The organism is Streptomyces violaceusniger Tu 4113, from assembly GCF_000147815.2.
Taxonomy (GTDB): domain Bacteria; phylum Actinomycetota; class Actinomycetes; order Streptomycetales; family Streptomycetaceae; genus Streptomyces; species Streptomyces violaceusniger_A.
Map to the genome: position 1 here is coordinate 5801890 of NC_015957.1, position 14728 is coordinate 5816617.

Annotated in this window: 13 protein-coding genes; 6 read left to right on the forward strand and 7 right to left on the reverse strand. The window is 71.3% G+C overall.

Annotation, left to right across the window (positions count from 1 at the left end):
• Positions 1-26: 26 nt before the first annotated feature.
• Complete coding sequence (locus STRVI_RS23995) at positions 27-230, forward strand: MbtH family protein (protein ID WP_014058218.1); 204 nt, start codon at positions 27-29, stop codon at positions 228-230.
• A gap of 149 nt (positions 231-379) precedes the next feature.
• Entirely contained in the window at positions 380-1243 is an 864-nt protein-coding gene (locus tag STRVI_RS24000) for an SAM-dependent methyltransferase (RefSeq protein ID WP_014058219.1), read from the forward strand.
• Between the two features lie 21 nt (positions 1244-1264).
• On the opposite strand, the gene STRVI_RS24005 is transcribed toward STRVI_RS24000, so the two are convergent.
• Together STRVI_RS24005 and STRVI_RS24010 are read right to left on the reverse strand one after the other, a co-directional pair.
• On the reverse strand, positions 1265-1480 hold the full coding sequence (locus STRVI_RS24005) for a ferredoxin (protein WP_043236453.1): 216 nt from the start codon (positions 1478-1480) through the stop codon (positions 1265-1267).
• 5 nt (positions 1481-1485) lie between these two features.
• The gene (locus tag STRVI_RS24010; RefSeq protein WP_014058221.1) at positions 1486-2676 is read right to left on the reverse strand and encodes a cytochrome P450; all 1191 of its coding nucleotides are present in this window, start codon (positions 2674-2676) and stop codon (positions 1486-1488) included.
• A gap of 135 nt (positions 2677-2811) precedes the next feature.
• Between STRVI_RS24010 and STRVI_RS24015 the strand changes: the two genes are divergently transcribed.
• Entirely contained in the window at positions 2812-3405 is a 594-nt protein-coding gene (locus tag STRVI_RS24015) for a TetR/AcrR family transcriptional regulator (RefSeq protein ID WP_014058222.1), read from the forward strand.
• A gap of 57 nt (positions 3406-3462) precedes the next feature.
• Here STRVI_RS24015 and STRVI_RS24020 read toward each other — a convergent pair whose 3' ends face one another.
• The 3 genes from STRVI_RS24020 to STRVI_RS24030 all read right to left on the reverse strand — a co-directional run bounded on the left by STRVI_RS24020 (position 3463) and on the right by STRVI_RS24030 (position 9698).
• The gene (locus STRVI_RS24020) at positions 3463-6150 is read right to left on the reverse strand and encodes an SMI1/KNR4 family protein (protein ID WP_014058223.1); all 2688 of its coding nucleotides are present in this window, start codon (positions 6148-6150) and stop codon (positions 3463-3465) included.
• Positions 6151-6283: 133 nt separating this feature from the next.
• A complete protein-coding gene (locus tag STRVI_RS24025; RefSeq protein ID WP_251982726.1) occupies positions 6284-7603 on the reverse strand; it encodes an NAD(P)/FAD-dependent oxidoreductase in 1320 nt (439 codons plus the stop codon).
• A gap of 109 nt (positions 7604-7712) precedes the next feature.
• The gene (locus STRVI_RS24030) at positions 7713-9698 is read right to left on the reverse strand and encodes a beta-N-acetylhexosaminidase family protein (protein WP_014058225.1); all 1986 of its coding nucleotides are present in this window, start codon (positions 9696-9698) and stop codon (positions 7713-7715) included.
• Here STRVI_RS24030 and STRVI_RS56055 point away from each other — a divergent pair.
• Complete coding sequence (locus STRVI_RS56055) at positions 9601-9822, forward strand: hypothetical protein (protein ID WP_353477044.1); 222 nt, start codon at positions 9601-9603, stop codon at positions 9820-9822. The two genes, STRVI_RS24030 and STRVI_RS56055, sit on opposite strands and share 98 nt — an antisense overlap.
• Before the next feature lie 80 nt (positions 9823-9902).
• Here STRVI_RS56055 and STRVI_RS24035 read toward each other — a convergent pair whose 3' ends face one another.
• Positions 9903-10352 (reverse strand): Immediate-early protein 2, encoded by a 450-nt coding sequence (locus STRVI_RS24035; protein ID WP_043239637.1) that lies wholly within the window; start codon positions 10350-10352, stop codon positions 9903-9905.
• Between the two features lie 202 nt (positions 10353-10554).
• Here STRVI_RS24035 and STRVI_RS24040 point away from each other — a divergent pair, with 202 nt between their 5' ends.
• Both STRVI_RS24040 and STRVI_RS48410 read left to right on the forward strand, forming a co-directional pair.
• Positions 10555-12087, forward strand: a complete 1533-nt coding sequence (locus STRVI_RS24040; RefSeq protein WP_014058227.1) for a glycoside hydrolase family 28 protein — start codon at positions 10555-10557, stop codon at positions 12085-12087.
• A 54-nt stretch (positions 12088-12141) separates the two neighbouring features.
• Positions 12142-12426: a family 16 glycoside hydrolase gene (locus STRVI_RS48410; RefSeq protein ID WP_251982727.1), complete on the forward strand. Its 285-nt coding sequence runs from the start codon at positions 12142-12144 to the stop codon at positions 12424-12426.
• Here STRVI_RS48410 and STRVI_RS24045 read toward each other — a convergent pair.
• Positions 12357-14699: a HelD family protein gene (locus tag STRVI_RS24045; protein ID WP_014058228.1), complete on the reverse strand. Its 2343-nt coding sequence runs from the start codon at positions 14697-14699 to the stop codon at positions 12357-12359. The genes STRVI_RS48410 and STRVI_RS24045 overlap by 70 nt on opposite strands.
• Positions 14700-14728 lie beyond the last annotated feature (29 nt).

Below are 14728 nucleotides of genomic sequence, written 5' to 3' on the forward strand. Positions count from 1 at the left end.
CCGATCACCGACAGGAGAGAACGACCATGGACGACAACGCCCGCTACCAGGTGCTGCGCAACGACGAGGACCAGTACTCGCTGTGGCCCGCCGACCTCGAGGTGCCCGAGGGCTGGCGCCCCGTCGGCAAGGAGGGCACCAAGGACGAGTGCTCCGCGTACGTCGACGAGGTGTGGACCGATATGCGGCCGCGCAGCCTGCGTGAACGTATGGCCAACGTGGCGTCCTGACCGGGGCCTCATCGGGCGGTGCGGCCGGCGCGTAACGGCGCCGGCCGCGACCGGGCCCCTCAACTTCCCCGTACCGGCAGGCGGTTTACCATCCTGGGAACAGTCGGCCGCGGCGCGAGCGATCGCGCCCGGATACGGAGGAGAGCCACGTGAGCGCGCAAGGGGTAGCATCCCAGACCGGAAGCGGGCCGGAGCCCCCCAACACCCCCCTCAACCAGGGGCGACCGCACAGCGCCCGGATGTACGACTACTTCCTGGGCGGCAAGGACAACTACGTCGCCGACCGTGAGGCCGCGGCCAAGGTGCTCACCCTCTGGCCGGGTGTCATGATCGCCGCCCGGACCAACCGGGCCTGGATGCACCGCGCGATCCGCTTCCTCGCCGCCGAGCGGGGCATCCGCCAGTTCCTCGACATCGGCACCGGCATTCCCACCCGGCCCAATCTCCACGAGATCGCCCAGGGAATCGCCCCGGATGCCCGGGTCGTCTACGTGGACAACGACCCCATCGTCCTCGCCCACGCCCAGGCCCTGCTCAAGAGCAGCCCCGAGGGCCGCACCGCCTATGTGCACGGGGACATCACCGAGCCCGGGAACATCCTCGCCTCGCCCGATCTCACCGAGGTGCTGGACCTGTCCGAGCCCGTCGCGCTGAGCCTGGTCTCGCTGCTGCACTTCGTCCCCGACGAGTGGGGCCCGTACGAGATCGTCCAACGGCTGGTCGACGCGCTCGCCCCCGGCTCCTTTCTGGTGCTGAGCCACATCACCCCGGACTTCGACCCCGAGGCCACCCAGAAGACCGTGCAGATCTACAACAAGGGGGGCATCCCGGGGAAGATCCGCACCAGGGACGAGGTGGAACGCTTCTTCACCGGGCTGGAGCTGGCCGAACCGGGCCTGGAGGTGCCGCACCGGTGGCGCACCGACCTGGCCGAAACGGACTCCCAGGTGGAGACCGGCGATGTGACCGACGAAGAGGTGTCCTTCTGGGCGGGTGTCGCCCAGAAGTCCTGACGCGGGTTTCTGAGAAAGGGTTCAGGGACGCGGTCCGACGGTCGTGGTGCCGTCGCGGATGGTGATCGCCAGCGCGGGACAGGAGTCCGCCGCGTCCAGCACCCGCTCCTCCTCCGGGACCTCCTCGTGTCGCGGCCGGGCATGCTCCTCGTCGAGGACGAACAGGTCGGGGGCGATTCCGGCGCACATGCCGGACGCCATGCACCGGCCAGCGTCGATCTCCGCCTTCCAGGTCATCCCGCTCACCACGCGATCGGCATGACACGGGGCCCGCGGACCAGCATCTGGCCCTTCCACTCCACATCCCCGGCCGCCCGCAGCTCCGGGAAGCGGGTGATCAGCGCCCCGAGCGCCTCCTGGAGCTCCAGACGGGCCAGCGGCGCGCCCAGGCAGTGGTGCACACCGTGGCCGAAGCCGAGGTGCTGGGCGGCGGGGCGGGCGACGTTCAGGATGCCCGGCTCGTCGAAACGCAGCGCGTCGCGGTTGGCCGAGCCGACCGCGACCAGCACGGGCTCCCCGGTGCGCACCAGGGTGCCGCCCACCTCGACGTCCTCGGTGGCGTAGCGGGCCTGGGAGGCCCCCATGCCCAGCGGGACGAAGCGCAGCAGCTCCTCGACGGCACCGTTCAGCAGATCGGGGTTCTCGCGCAGCCGCCGCAGCTCGTCCGGGTGCTCCAGCAGCGTCAGTACGAAGTTGGGGATCTGGGTGGCCGTGGTCTCGTGCCCGGCCACCAGGATGGCCACGCACAGATCGACGAGTTCTAGCTCGGACAGTCGGTCGCCCGCGTCCCTCGCCTCGATCAGCGAGGTCATGATGTCGTCCCGGGGGCTGCTGCGATGGGCCTCGATCAGCCCGGCCATATAGGCGCGCAGCTCATCGGTGTTGCGGGCGGACTCCTCGGCGCTCAGCGAGCTGGTGGACAGCGCGGCGTCGCTCCAGGTCCGGAACCTCGGCCGGTCCTCCTCCGGGACGCCGAGCATGGCGCAGATGACCCCGACCGGAATGGGCAGGGCATAGCGGTCCACGAGATCGGCCGGTGGCCCCGCCGTCTCCAGGTCGTCGAGCAGGTCATGGGTCAACCGCCGGACCCAGGGGCGGAGTTTCTCCACCTGGTGGACGGTGAACGCCTTGGCGACGAGGGTGCGCAGCCGGGTGTGGTCGGGCGGGTCCATGGTCAGGATGCCGCTGTCGCGCCGGCCCTCGGACTGCCGTGGCTCGTCGTGGTGGAGCGCCTCCGCACGGCTGAACCGCCGGTCGCCGAGCACCAGCCGGGCGTCTGCGTACCGCGTGACCAGCCAGGCGGGCTCGCCGTAGGGCAAGCGCACCCGGAGTAATCCCGTGCGGTTCCTGGCCTGTTCGTACGCCTCGCTGAGCGCCAGCCCGTCGGAGGAGTTGAAGGGATAGGTGAGGGGTGTCGTCTCCGCTGTGGTCACCGTGACCTCCCTTGCGTAAGCATGTGCTTACAAACGTAGGAGCCGTCGGCTGGTACGGTCAACGGCCCCTTTGCGCCGTTGATCTGACGGCCCGACGGGTACATCGCCGCAAGCTGACGAGAGGGGTGTGTCGTGATGGGGACGACCGTGTCCGAGGGACAGCGGCGGGACGCGCGGAACACACGTCGGCGGCTGATGGAGGCCGCGGCGGCGCTGTTCGCCGAGCGGGGCTATGAACGGGCGACGGTGCGGGACATCGCCGATCGCGCCGGGGTCAACCAGGCGCTGCTGTTCCGCTATTTCGGCTCGAAGAGAGCGCTGTTCGGCGAGGTGATCGCGCACAACGGGGAGGAACAGTTGCGCACCACCCCACCCCATGAGCTGCCGGAGACCGCCCTGCGCGGGCTGCTGGGCCACGGCGCGAAGGAACCGGGCACCCGCGCGCTGGCGACGCTGCTGCGCTCGGTGGACAGCGGTGACGAGATCGGTACGGCCGTGCGCGCCATCAGCGACGACTACGCACGGGTGCTGGCCTCCCTGTCCAGCGCCGACAACCATGAGCTGCGGGCGGACCTGGCGCTGTCCTGGTTGCTCGGCATAGGGATGATGCGGGTGCTGGTGGGCAAGGAGCCGCTGGCCGACGCGGACCCGGACGAGGTGTGCGCGCTGGTGACGGCCGCGCTCGGCACCCTCCTGGACGGCCTTCCGGCGACGGACGGCAGGCCATAGGAAAGCAGGCTCTAGGAGAGCGGGCCATAGGAGGGCAGGCCGTAGAAGGGAAGGGGCCTACTCGCGGAACTCTCCCCGGGGCGTGGTGACGACGCGACGGGCCCGGGCCGGGGTGATCACCTCGCGGAAGGCCGGATCGGTGAGGAGCACGACCGGGGCGATGCGGTGCGGGGAGTCGGAGTGCCAGTGGGGCAGGGCGGCCTCGATCACGGCCCAGGACTGGTCGATGGCGCCGCGGTCGGCCAGCGCCCTGGCCAGGTCCAGCGCCTGCTGGAAGGTGCGGGATTCGGGCAGGGCCGGCGGGACGAAGGCGGCGGCCCTGGCCACCCAGGCGGCGGTGTCGTCGCCCTCGGTGGCGGCGCCCCCCGCGGACACACCGCCCGCGCCCACGACACCGTCCACGCCGTCCGGGAGCCGCGGCAGGATGTCGCCGAGGGCCGAGACATAGCCACCGGGGGTGCCGGTCCATTCCTCGGCCGCACAGCGCAGATAGAGCGGGGCGGCCTCGGCCCGTATCTGTTCCATGCCGATCACCTCGATCACATGCGGGTCCCCGAGGACGCGGTTGCGGATCCAGTGGTGGGCCACGCTGATGTCGAGGAACGCCCCCAGGATGATCCCCAGATACGCGCCGGCGCCCGAGCCCTTGACCGCGGCCTGCTCGAAGGTGGCCATCGCCCTTCGCACCTCGCCCCGCAGGGCCTGTGCCCGGCCCTCGGCCACCAGCTCCCCGGCGCTCCCGGGGCGCGCCATGCGGATCTCCAGGGCCGCCTGGTCCTCGAATCCGGTGCGCTCCTCGGCGACCAGCTCGGCGAACGAGGCGTGCCGGTCGCCCAGGGCCGGATACCAGCTCGCCCAGATGTACGCGGCCCATTCCCCGTCCTCGGACACATCGGCGGGGTCCAGCAGCCAGTGCTGGGCGTCGCCCTCCTCGGAGACCAGCAGCGCCCGGTCCATGAACGCGGTGTCGTCCCAGTCCTCGCCCTCGCCGCCGCGGATGACGCTCCAGGTCTCGGGGTCGGCCTCGCGGAGCCAGCCGACGGTCTTGGCCGTCCGCATCCGCCACATGAACGGGCTGATGTTCAGCCAGCCGTCGGAGGCCCCCAGAAAGGCCCGGTAGCTCGGCGGGAGCCGGGTGCCGAGCCGCTCCTCCAGGGCGTGGACGCTGTCCTCGTCCGCGCCCTCGAACCCGAGCCAGCCGGCCGCCCGCTGATCGTCGCCGACCCCGCTCAGGTCCTCGTCGTCGGCCACCCGCAGGATGGCCGCGCTGTACTCCGCCAGATAGGACCGCCACTGCTCGACGGTCCGCGGCAGCGCCTTAGCCGACTCCGGCTCCGCGGTGGCCGACAGCGATGTGCCGCGGTATCCGGTCGGCGCCTCGCCCGCTCGCTGGTAGTGGCCGATGAAGCCCTTCGGCTGGGGGGCGGAGGTGAAGAACCGGACCTGGGAGAGCTGGACATGGTCCTCCCCCGCGTTCCGGGTGATCTCCAGGCGGTAGTGGCCGTAGGCCGCGTGGGCGGGGAAGGTGAATCCCCGGGGCTGATGGCGATGCGCGAAGCTCTCCTCGACGCGGGAGTCGAGGTCCACCCAGTGCTCCCCGTCGTTCGAACCCTTGAGGGTCCAGTCCCTGGGGTCGCGGCCCGGGACGTCGTTCGCCGAGGTCAGGACGTAGTGGCCGACGGCGACGGGCCGCCGCAGGGTGAACTCCAGCCAGCCGCGGCCCCCATGGCCCAGCCACTTGTGCCATGAGTCGTGCAGCAGGTTCTCCGCGACCTCGCCCGCCTCGGTGAACTCGCCGTGCGCCCGGATCCTGGTGACCAGGTCGGTCACCTCGGCCTCCGGACCGGGCTCGGCGGCGAGCAGCGACACCGTGCTCGAGTGGCCCGACGGGTCGCCCCACATCACCCGCTCGACGGGCGGCCCCCCGTCCTCGATCAGCAGCCGCAGCTCCTGGCGGAGGTGGCGGCCGCCCCCGGCCGCACCGCCCTCCTCCGTACGGAAGCGGTGCATCACCTCTTCCAACGCGCTGTCCTGGAGGGCCGAGCGGCCCTCCAGCGCCCCCCGGTACTCGGTGAGCGTGCCGTCGGCGGCCCGGCGGTGTCCGTAGAACTCCGTCATCGCCGGCTGGAAGCCGATCGACGCCTCCGCGCCGTCCTGCCCGCGCCAGGCGAGGCGAGCGGGGAGCGAGCCCTCGCCCCGGTCGAGATGGACCAGCAGCCGCGGGGCGGGCCGCCATTCGGCGGAGCCCGGGGCGCGCCACTCGGTGCGGTAGACGCACACCGCCGCCTCGGCAGGCTGCTCCTCCGTCATGAGGTGGATACGGGCGCAGATACGGGAGGGCTCTACGGTGATGCGGTACAGCCAGAGCAGGCCGCGCGCCTCGGCGCAGCCGCGGACACACAGCGTGTTCGTGCCCGCCACCAGCGCCTCACCGGGGACTGCGAAGGCCACCTCCCGGGGGCGGGCGCCGCCGGGCACGGTGAACTGCTTGATCACCGCATGCCCGTTGACGGTGATGTCGATCGGCGCGCATCCTAGTGATTCACCCAGCGGTGAGACCCGCGCGATCAGGGTCAGCGTGAGCTGTTCCGGCAGTTCGTCGTCGTCCAGCGCGAAGTCGAGCTCGCCCCGTCCGCCCGCGCCGATCGCGAGGCGGTCACGGTCGGGATGGCATCGCTCGTAGCGGGCCGTGCCATTGCCGAATCGAGGCGGATCGATGGTGAAATCCGCAAAAGTCGCTCGCACGCTGTGCTCCTGATGGGGCCGTATGGACGGTCCGTTGACGTGTCGTCGGGGCAGGGGTGCGGGTGGCCTCAACACCCGGATGCTGTCGATGCTAGGACGGTCCACCGGCACCGTCCGGCTGCCACGAGGATCACTAGGGGGATGTGGGTCGGCCGCTCCCTCCTCCGCGCAGCACCGCTCCCAGGACGGCGGGTCGCATCAGCGCGGTGGGGGCGGCGGCCATCGACATCACCTCGTGCAGGGCCTTGCAGACCCGTGGGTCGACGGTGGCACGCCGCATGACCCGGTCCAGGTAGCGGTGCTGAGCCCGCACCGACACTCCGGCGGGGCCGCCCGTGGTGGTGGGGAAGCGCACGTCCTCGCTGGAGGACAGCATCCAGGCGGTGTTCGTGGCGGCCGCGATGCCCTTACGGGCGGTGTCCGCCGTACGGTGGCCGATGCCGCCGTGGCGCTCGGCGGCGGCCCGCAGGGCACGGGTGCCGAGCGCGGCCACGGTGATGCCCTGGCCGTAGACCGGGTTGAAGGTGCACACGGCGTCGCCGATGACCACCAGGCCGCGCGGCGCCCGGCGCTCGTAGTGACGCCGCACACCGGGGCCGGGCCAGAAGCCGCGGACCGAACCGGCGGGCTCGGCCCGGGCCAGCAGCTCGCGCAGGCTCGGGTCCCGCAGCAGACCTAACTGCCGGTCGAAACCGGCCGCACCGGGCTCGGCCTGCGCTCCGCGCATGCTGCCGAGGCTGGCGATCCACCGGCCGTCCTCCACCGGCAGCGCCACGCCGAGCCTCGGCGCGTCCGGGGCCTTGGTCTGCAGATAGAGCGCGGCGAAGCCCGGATCCGGTCCGGCGGGGCGGTGGTAGAGCCGGCTGGCGTACGACACGCCCGCGTCGACGCGCTCCTCGGGGGCGGGCGGGCAGCCCAGCCGGGCCAGCCAGGAGGGGAGCGCGGAGGTGCGCCCGGAGGCGTCGACCACCAGCTCCGCGCGCACCTCGCGCACCTCGGCGCGGGCGTCGCCCCGCGCCCGGACCTGAGCGCCCGTCACCTCACCCGGCGCGCCGAGGAGGCCGACGACGTCCGTGTTCTCCAGCCAGCGCACCGTGGGCTCGCCGCGCACCCGGCGCAGCACCGTATGGTCGAGCAGCGGTCTGGTGCACGAGAGGAACGCGACCTCGCTCTCGTACTTCGCGAGCCACCCGGCCGCGCCCAGCCAGCGCACGCCCGACATCGGGACGCGCACCGCACCGGCGGCCGTCAACTCCTCGCGGACACCGGGCATCAGCGCTTCCAGCGCCCGATGCCCGGCCTCCAGCAGCAGGTGTGCGTGGCGCCCTTGCGGAACACCCGAGCGGAACGCGGGCCGCTCGGGATAGCGGTCACGCTCGACTATGACAATGCGCTCGGCATATCCACGCAGCGCCCATGCGGCCAGTATCCCGGCGAGACCTCCGCCGATCACCACCGCGGTCCCTCGCCCCGTACTTTCCCCCTGCACCCCCATGCTACGGAGGGTAGTGCAGAACCATCCGAGCGTCACCACCTTCGCGGGGATACAACACTGCGGAAGCTCAGGCGGTTTGAGAGGGCTCAGCGACTTCGGCGGTCTCGGCCGCCTCGGCCGCCTCGGCGATGAATGTGTCGAGCACCCCGTCGGCGATGCGCACCGGCCCCTCGGGGCGGGTCTCGCCCGGGATGGTGCGGATCTCCCCGGCGCGCTTCGCGTCCGACGCCGCCTCGGCGAACCACTGTGCGGCCTCGGCCTCGTGGCCGTCGAGACGGGCGCCCAGCGCGTCCAGGGTGCGCTCGAAGGCGCTCCCCCACAGCGACAGCGCGTCCAGCCAGGGCGCGGAGTCCGCCACGAATCCCGGGTCGGTGACACCGGTCCGGACGCGCTCCGGGGCGGTGGCGAGCAGCCGGGCGTACGGGCGCAGATCCCGCAGGGCCGTTCGTTCGTGCCCCGCCTCCCAGGCGGTGCGGAACCGGTCGAGCCGGGCGGCGAGTTCGGGGGCCTGCGGCTGCCAGGGTTCGGCGCCGAAAGTGGGCGCGAGATGCTGGGTGTCGAAGAAGGCCAGCAGAGAGCGAACGGTGGCGGCCGTACGGTCCGGACGCGCGCCGGAGCCGTCCCCGGCGAGGTAGCGGGCGGCGGCCCGCCAGGTGCGGTCGGCGTCGTAGCCGGTGTCGTTCCAGGCGAAGTCCGCCCCGCCGAAGAGGGCGACCTTGCTGGCGGCGGCCTGGTTCATCGGGTTGAGGACCAGGCCGGAGAGCTGCCGGTGCAGGCCGGGCTCGCGGGCGTCGTACGGAGCGAGCAGCAGTCGGCCCTCGGCCTGGCCGTAGTCGTTGACCGGGTAGTTGTCCCAGACGAAGACCTTCCGCCCCCATACGGCCGCGGCCCGCTCCGCGTCGGCGACGGTGATGCGTGGCGGCACCACGTCGGTTCCGGTCCACATCACCTCGACCCGCGCGTCCAGCCGCTCGCGCAGGACGCGCTTGTACGGGGTGTCGGTGACATCCCCGTACTCGGTCGGCACCATCTGGAGCGGCCTGGTGTCCGCCCGCTCGTCCAGGAACTCCTTCTGCACCGCGTTGAGCAGGTCGGACTGCGCCTCGGCGGCCGCCTCCGAGGAGGGGTCTCCGTAAGTGGCCCGGTCGGCCTCGCAGTTCCAGCGGGTATAGCTGATGTCGTCCAGCGGCATGGAGAAGCTGCGCACCCCGAGGTCGTAGACCGCGTCCAGCTTGGCCTCCAGCGCGGCAATGTCGGCGGGGTCGCTGTAGCAGATGGAGTTCCCCGGGGAGACGGCGAAGGTGAACCGCACATGGTGGTCGGTGGCCTGCCGGACGAGCTCGCCGAGTTCGGCGAGTTTGGCGGCGGGATACGGCTCGCGCCACTTCTCCCGGTGGTAGGGGTCGTCCTTCGGCGCGTAGATGTAGGTGTTCATCTTGACGTCCCCGTAGAACGCCAGTTGGTCCATGCGCTCGGCTTGGGTCCAGGGGCTTCCGTAGAAGCCCTCGATCACCCCGCGCAGCGGCATCAGCGGATGGTCCGCGACAGAGACGGACGCGATCGTCCGGTGGCCGGATACCAGCTGACGCAGCGTCTGCGCCGCGTAATACGTCCCGTCCGAGTCGGCGCCCGCGAGCGCCACCGAGGCGCGTCCCGCGGCGAGTGCGTAGCCCTCGGCGGGAAGCTCGCCGGGCACCCGGCCCCCGGCGGCCCGGAACGCCCGCACCACCCGTGCGTCGGTGATCCGGCCGACGGTCACGGTCAGCTTCGGCCCGGGACCGTCCTGGATCCGCGAAGCCCCCGCGCGGCGCAGCACGGAGGTGACGAGGTCACGTGTCGGACGGTCCACACCGTCCGCGACGACAAGGCGGACACGGGCGGGGACATGGACGTCCGCCCCGATGCGGGACATCTCCTGCGGGTGCGGGGTGACGAGCGGCAGCGGCCCGGGGGCGGTGGCCGCGGTGGCGGTGGCCGCGGTGGCGGGCAGCAGCAGGGCGAGGAGGGCGAACAACACCGTGAGGCTGGCCAGGGTGCTGGAGCGACTGCGCATGGGACATCTTCTCCGTGGCGTTCGGTGGCCTTCGGGGGCGGTGCGGTGCCGTGCGGTGTGCCGTGCGCGGTACGGGCCCCGGCGGGGGCTCGGCGCATCCCTACCCAGCGATGAGCGCGGATGATCGAGCCGGTCGCCGGTCGTCAGTTGCCGTGCGGGTCGGGTGGTTCGAGAGCCGGGCGCCAGGCCGGACCGACGTGCCCGTCAGTCCTCGAGCAGCGCGTCGATCACACGACCGAAGAGCAGACGGCCGGACCAGACCGTGGGCGGGTCGAACAGCCGGGGCAGCCCCCGTAGCCGCGCCTCCTCGCGCCACACCACCTCGGACCCGCCGTCGCGGGGGCGCACCTCGATCTCGGCCCATCCGAGGACCACCGAGCCGCGCTTCTCCAGCCTGCAGATGCCGGGAGTGTCACCGGCGGGCAGGTCACCGGCGGGTGGGTCCCAGCGCACGACCTCCATGGGGTCGTCGAATCCGGCGCGGCCGACGCCGGTGCGCACCACGACCATGGTGCCCACGCGGGTCGGCCCCGCCGGACGGACGGTGACGCCGCTCAGCGGCACATGGGCGCCGTGGCGCGGCCAGTCGGTGAGCCGTCGCCAGGTCTCGCCGACGGGCAGAGGGGTGCGCCGCTGGATACGGAAGTGGGCCACAGCGGGATCGTAGGTGATCGGCGGCCGGAGGCCATTGACAGCTCGCATCCGCCTGTTACTTTCCACAGAGGAGAGAGATCCTACCTTTCCTGGCCCGTATCGAGAAATACCGCCCCAACAAGGGGATCGCTGCAGGTCAAATAGGTCCAGACCTAACAACACGTCGGATCTCCACAGCTCCACAGGAGAAGGAGAACGAAAGATGAAGAGACTCGCCGCAGGCGCGGCGCTCGCACTCGCCGCCGTCTTCGGGTTATCGCAGGTGCCCCAGGCGACCGCCGCCCCCGCACAAGAGGAGGCCGCCACCGCGGCCCCGGTGTTCAGCGTGATGGACTACGGCGCGAAGGCCGACGGTTCGAGCAATGACTCCGCCGCCATCGAGAAGGCCATCACGGCGGCCAACAGCGCCGGGGGCGGGATCGTCCGCTTCCCGTCGGGACAGTACAAGTCCAAGAACACCGTCCACCTCAAGAGCGAGGTGACCATCCAGCTCGACTCCGGGGCCACCATTCTCGGTTCGAGCGCGGACACCTACGACAAGGCCGAGTCCAATCCGAACGACGACTACCAGGACTACGGCCACAGCCACTTCCACAACGCGATGTTCTACGGCGACAAGCTCACCGACATCGGGTTCACCGGCTCGGGAACCATCGACGGCGCGGGCAACCTCATCACCGGAAACCCCGACTCCGGCGAGGCAGACAAGATCATCTCTCTGACCCGCTGCGACGGGCTGACCCTCGACGGGATCACCCTGCGGCGCGGTGGCCACTTCGCGGCCCTCATCAACGGCTGCAAGAACGTGACCTCGGACCATCTCACCATCGACACGGCGAGCGACCGCGACGGCTGGAACATCATCAGCACCACCAATGTCACGGTCACCAACGCCAATATCGCCGCCAATGACGACGCGCTCGTCTTCAAGAGCGACTACGCCCTAGGCGCCAAGCTGCCCAACGGCCATGTGCGGGTGACCGATTCACATCTCTCCGCGAAATGCTGCAACGCCCTGATGTTCGGCTCCGAAACCTGTGGTGACTTCACGGACTACGTCTTCCAGGGCATCACCATCACCGGTGCGGACAAGTCCGGGCTCGGCATGGTCTCGATGGACGGCGCCAACATCTCCGATGTGCACTACCGCGACATCACCATGACCAATGTGCACTCTCCCATCATGCAGAAGATCGGGACGAGAAAACGGTGCGGGGGAAATCCGGGAGTCGGCCACATCAGCGACATCACCTACGACAACATCACCGGCGCCGGTAACACCCCCTCCTTCAGCCCGACGCTCTGGGGCGAGTCCGGTGGCAATCACATCAGCGGTGTGACCTTCAGCCACGTCAATCTCACCCTGCCCGGCGGCAACGGCACCATGTCCACCGGTGTTCCCAGCAACGACTCCGGCGACTACAACCCGAAGAGCATCGGCACCCGTCCCGCCTTCGGCTGGTATCTGCACAACGCGGACCACATCACGTTCAACGACAGCTCGGTCAAGTTCGCCAAGAACGACGGCCGTCCGGCGGTCATCGCCAACTCCGGGACCGCGCTCCGCTTCAACCGCTTCACGGCACAGCGCGGCAGCGACAGCCCGGCGGACGTGATCCTCCAGAACGTGTCCGGCTACTGCCTCGCGGACAGCGCCAACACCTCCGGCGGCGCGCTGCGGGTGAGCACCAGCGGATCCAGCGAGGACTGCTCGTCATCACGACGCCCGTCATGACCGACGGCAGTTGACCACACCCCCCGTCACCCCCGCCACCGGCGGCGCAGCCTGGTGGCGTGCCGGGGGGCTGGTGCCGGCCGTCGTCCTCGTGGTGGTCGGGGCGGGCAGCGGTTCCCGGCCACCGGCACCCGACCCTTCCGGGTCGGTGACTGGTCGGACGTACGGGTCCGGCAGCAAGGTCCGCGGATGACCGTGTCGGTGGACGACCGTCGGGTGGTGGGCTTCACCGACCGGGAACGCCCGTACGCGGCGGGGAGTGTGGGCGCCTACACCGAGGACGCCCGGGCGGAGTTCCGCGACATCACCGTCCCCGGGGAGCCGTCGGACCCCTCGTGACCTGCCAGATCGGAGGGGTCGGAGGGGTCCGTCAGCTCGGACGGATCGGTCAGGTCGCGCAGCCCCTCCGGCAGCGGCCCGGTGTGTACCACGCCCAGCCGCTGGGTGGCCCGGGTGAGCGCCACATAGAGGTCGCTGGTGCCGAACTCCCCGGGCTCGGCCACGATCACCGTGTCGAACTCCAGCCCCTTGGCCTGCCGGGGGCCGAGCAGCACCACCGCGCTGGTCAGGTCCGGCGACCGGCCGGTGGACGCCTCCGGGAGGGCTGCTGACAGCGCGTCATGGCGGTCTCCCGGGGCGATCACCGCGAGACGGCCCTCGGCGCGGGTCTCCCGCGCCACGGCGGCGGCCACCGCGCCGGGCAGATCGCCGGTGTGCTCCGCCCAGGGCCGCACCCCCGTGGCGCGGACCGAGCGCGGCGGCTGGAAGGCGGGGTCGACGGTGCGGGCCACCCGCGCCGCGATCTCCATGATCTCGGTGGGGGTGCGGTAGTTGACGCCGAGCCGGGTGTGCTCCCAGCGGTCGCCCACGTACGGCTCCAGGATCGAGGACCAGGAGCCGCAGCCGCCCGGTTCCGCGGTCTGCGCCGGGTCGCCGACCAGTGTCATCGAACGGGTCGGGCTGCGCCGCATCAGCAGCCGCCACGCCATCACGGACAGCTCCTGGGCCTCGTCCACGATGATGTGGCCGAAGGCCCAGGTGCGGTCGGCGGCGGCGCGTTCGGCGGCGCTGCGGTGGTCGCGCTCCTCGGACCGGTCCGCCAGCCGTTCGGCGTCGATGAGGTCATGGGCGGCCAGCACCTCCGACTCCTCGTCGTCGCGGTCCTCGAACTCCAGGGTGCGGGAGCCGTAGGAAAGGTCGAGCACGCCCTGGGCGTAGTCGATGCGCTCCTGGCGCTCGGCCTCCGCGGCGGCGCGGGCCGCCGAGTCGTCGTGGCCGAGGAGTTCGGCGACCTCGTCCAGCAGCGGGACGTCGGCGGGGGTCCACTCGCCGTCGGCGCGGCGGATCGCGGCGGCGTCGGCGTCGGAGAGATGGACGGGGTCGCTGAGGAAGTCGGCCACGAGCTGCTGCGGGGTGAGGGCCGGCCACAGTTGCTCGATGGCGGCGTGCACCTCGGGGTTGACCGCGATCGCCTTGCCGAGCTGGGCGACGTCGTCCGCGCCGAGGAGGTTGGGCCCGCCGTAGGGGTCCGCGCCGATCCGGTCGACGAGCTGATCGGTGAGGTCGTCGATGATGCGGAACGCGAAGTGCGGACGGGCGAGGTTGTGCGGCAGCCCGGTCTCCCGGGCCTTGTGGCCGGCCTCGGACGCGATGTCCCGGTCCAGCACCAGTTCGCCGTCGTCGTGGTCGATCACGATCGCGGGGTCGGGCAGCGTCTGCCGGTCCCGTACGAAGCGGGCCAGGACATCCGCCATTTCCGCGCGGCCCTTGACCTCGGCGGCCTCGGGGGTGTCGGTGCCGGTGGCCGTCACCCCGGGGAAGAGCTCACCGAGCGTGGCGAGGAGCACGCCCGTCTCGCCGAGCGAGGGCAGCACCTCTCCGATGTAGCCGAGGAACGCCGGGTTGGGCCCGACGATCAGCACCGCGCGACGGGCCAGCAACTCCCGCTGCGCATAGAGCAGATACGCGGCGCGGTGCAGCGCGACGACGGTCTTCCCGGTGCCGGGGCCGCCCTCGACGACGTGGACGCCGTGGTGCGGGGCGCGGATGATCTGATCCTGTTCGGCCTGGATGGTCTGCACGATGTCGTGCATCCGGCCGGTGCGCGCGGCATCGAGGGCGGCGAGCAGTACGGCGTCCGCGTCGGACCCCTCATGCCCGGTCCGTATGGTGTCCGCGAGATCCAGGATCTCGTCGTGCAACCCGGTGACCCTGGGGCCCTCGGTGGTGATGTGGCGCCTGCGACGCAGCCCCATGGGAGTGTGCCCGGTGGCGAGATAGAACGGACGCGCCACATCGGCACGCCAGTCGATGACCAGCGGGGTGCGGTCCGCGTCATCGCGCCGGATGCCGATGCGGCCGATGTGGTGGTCACGGCCGTCGCGGAACAGCAGCCGGCCGAAACACAGCCCCCGCTCCCCCGACTCGAACGCGGCGAGCAGACCGGACCGCTCGGCCACCAGCACATCACGCTCCAGCCGAGCCTGGTAGGTGGTGCCCTCCAAGGACAGTGCTTCGGTCACCGACTCCTCGGCTCGTGCCCTGAGCTCGGCGAGGCGCCCGTTGAGCAGATCAAGGAATTCTTGCTCACGGCCCCATTCCTCGTTTGACAATTCGACTCCCGCCGGGATACGATGACTTC

What these genes read in the sequence shown, in the direction of transcription:
- STRVI_RS23995 (WP_014058218.1), top strand. Translation starts at nt 27, where the DNA reads ATGGACGACAACGCCCGCTACCAGGTGCTGCGCAACGACGAGGACCAG.
- STRVI_RS24005 (WP_043236453.1), bottom strand. Translation starts at nt 1,480, where the DNA reads ATGACCTGGAAGGCGGAGATCGACGCTGGCCGGTGCATGGCGTCCGGC.
- STRVI_RS24015 (WP_014058222.1), top strand. Translation starts at nt 2,812, where the DNA reads ATGGGGACGACCGTGTCCGAGGGACAGCGGCGGGACGCGCGGAACACA.
- STRVI_RS24030 (WP_014058225.1), bottom strand. Translation starts at nt 9,698, where the DNA reads ATGCGCAGTCGCTCCAGCACCCTGGCCAGCCTCACGGTGTTGTTCGCC.
- STRVI_RS24040 (WP_014058227.1), top strand. Translation starts at nt 10,555, where the DNA reads ATGAAGAGACTCGCCGCAGGCGCGGCGCTCGCACTCGCCGCCGTCTTC.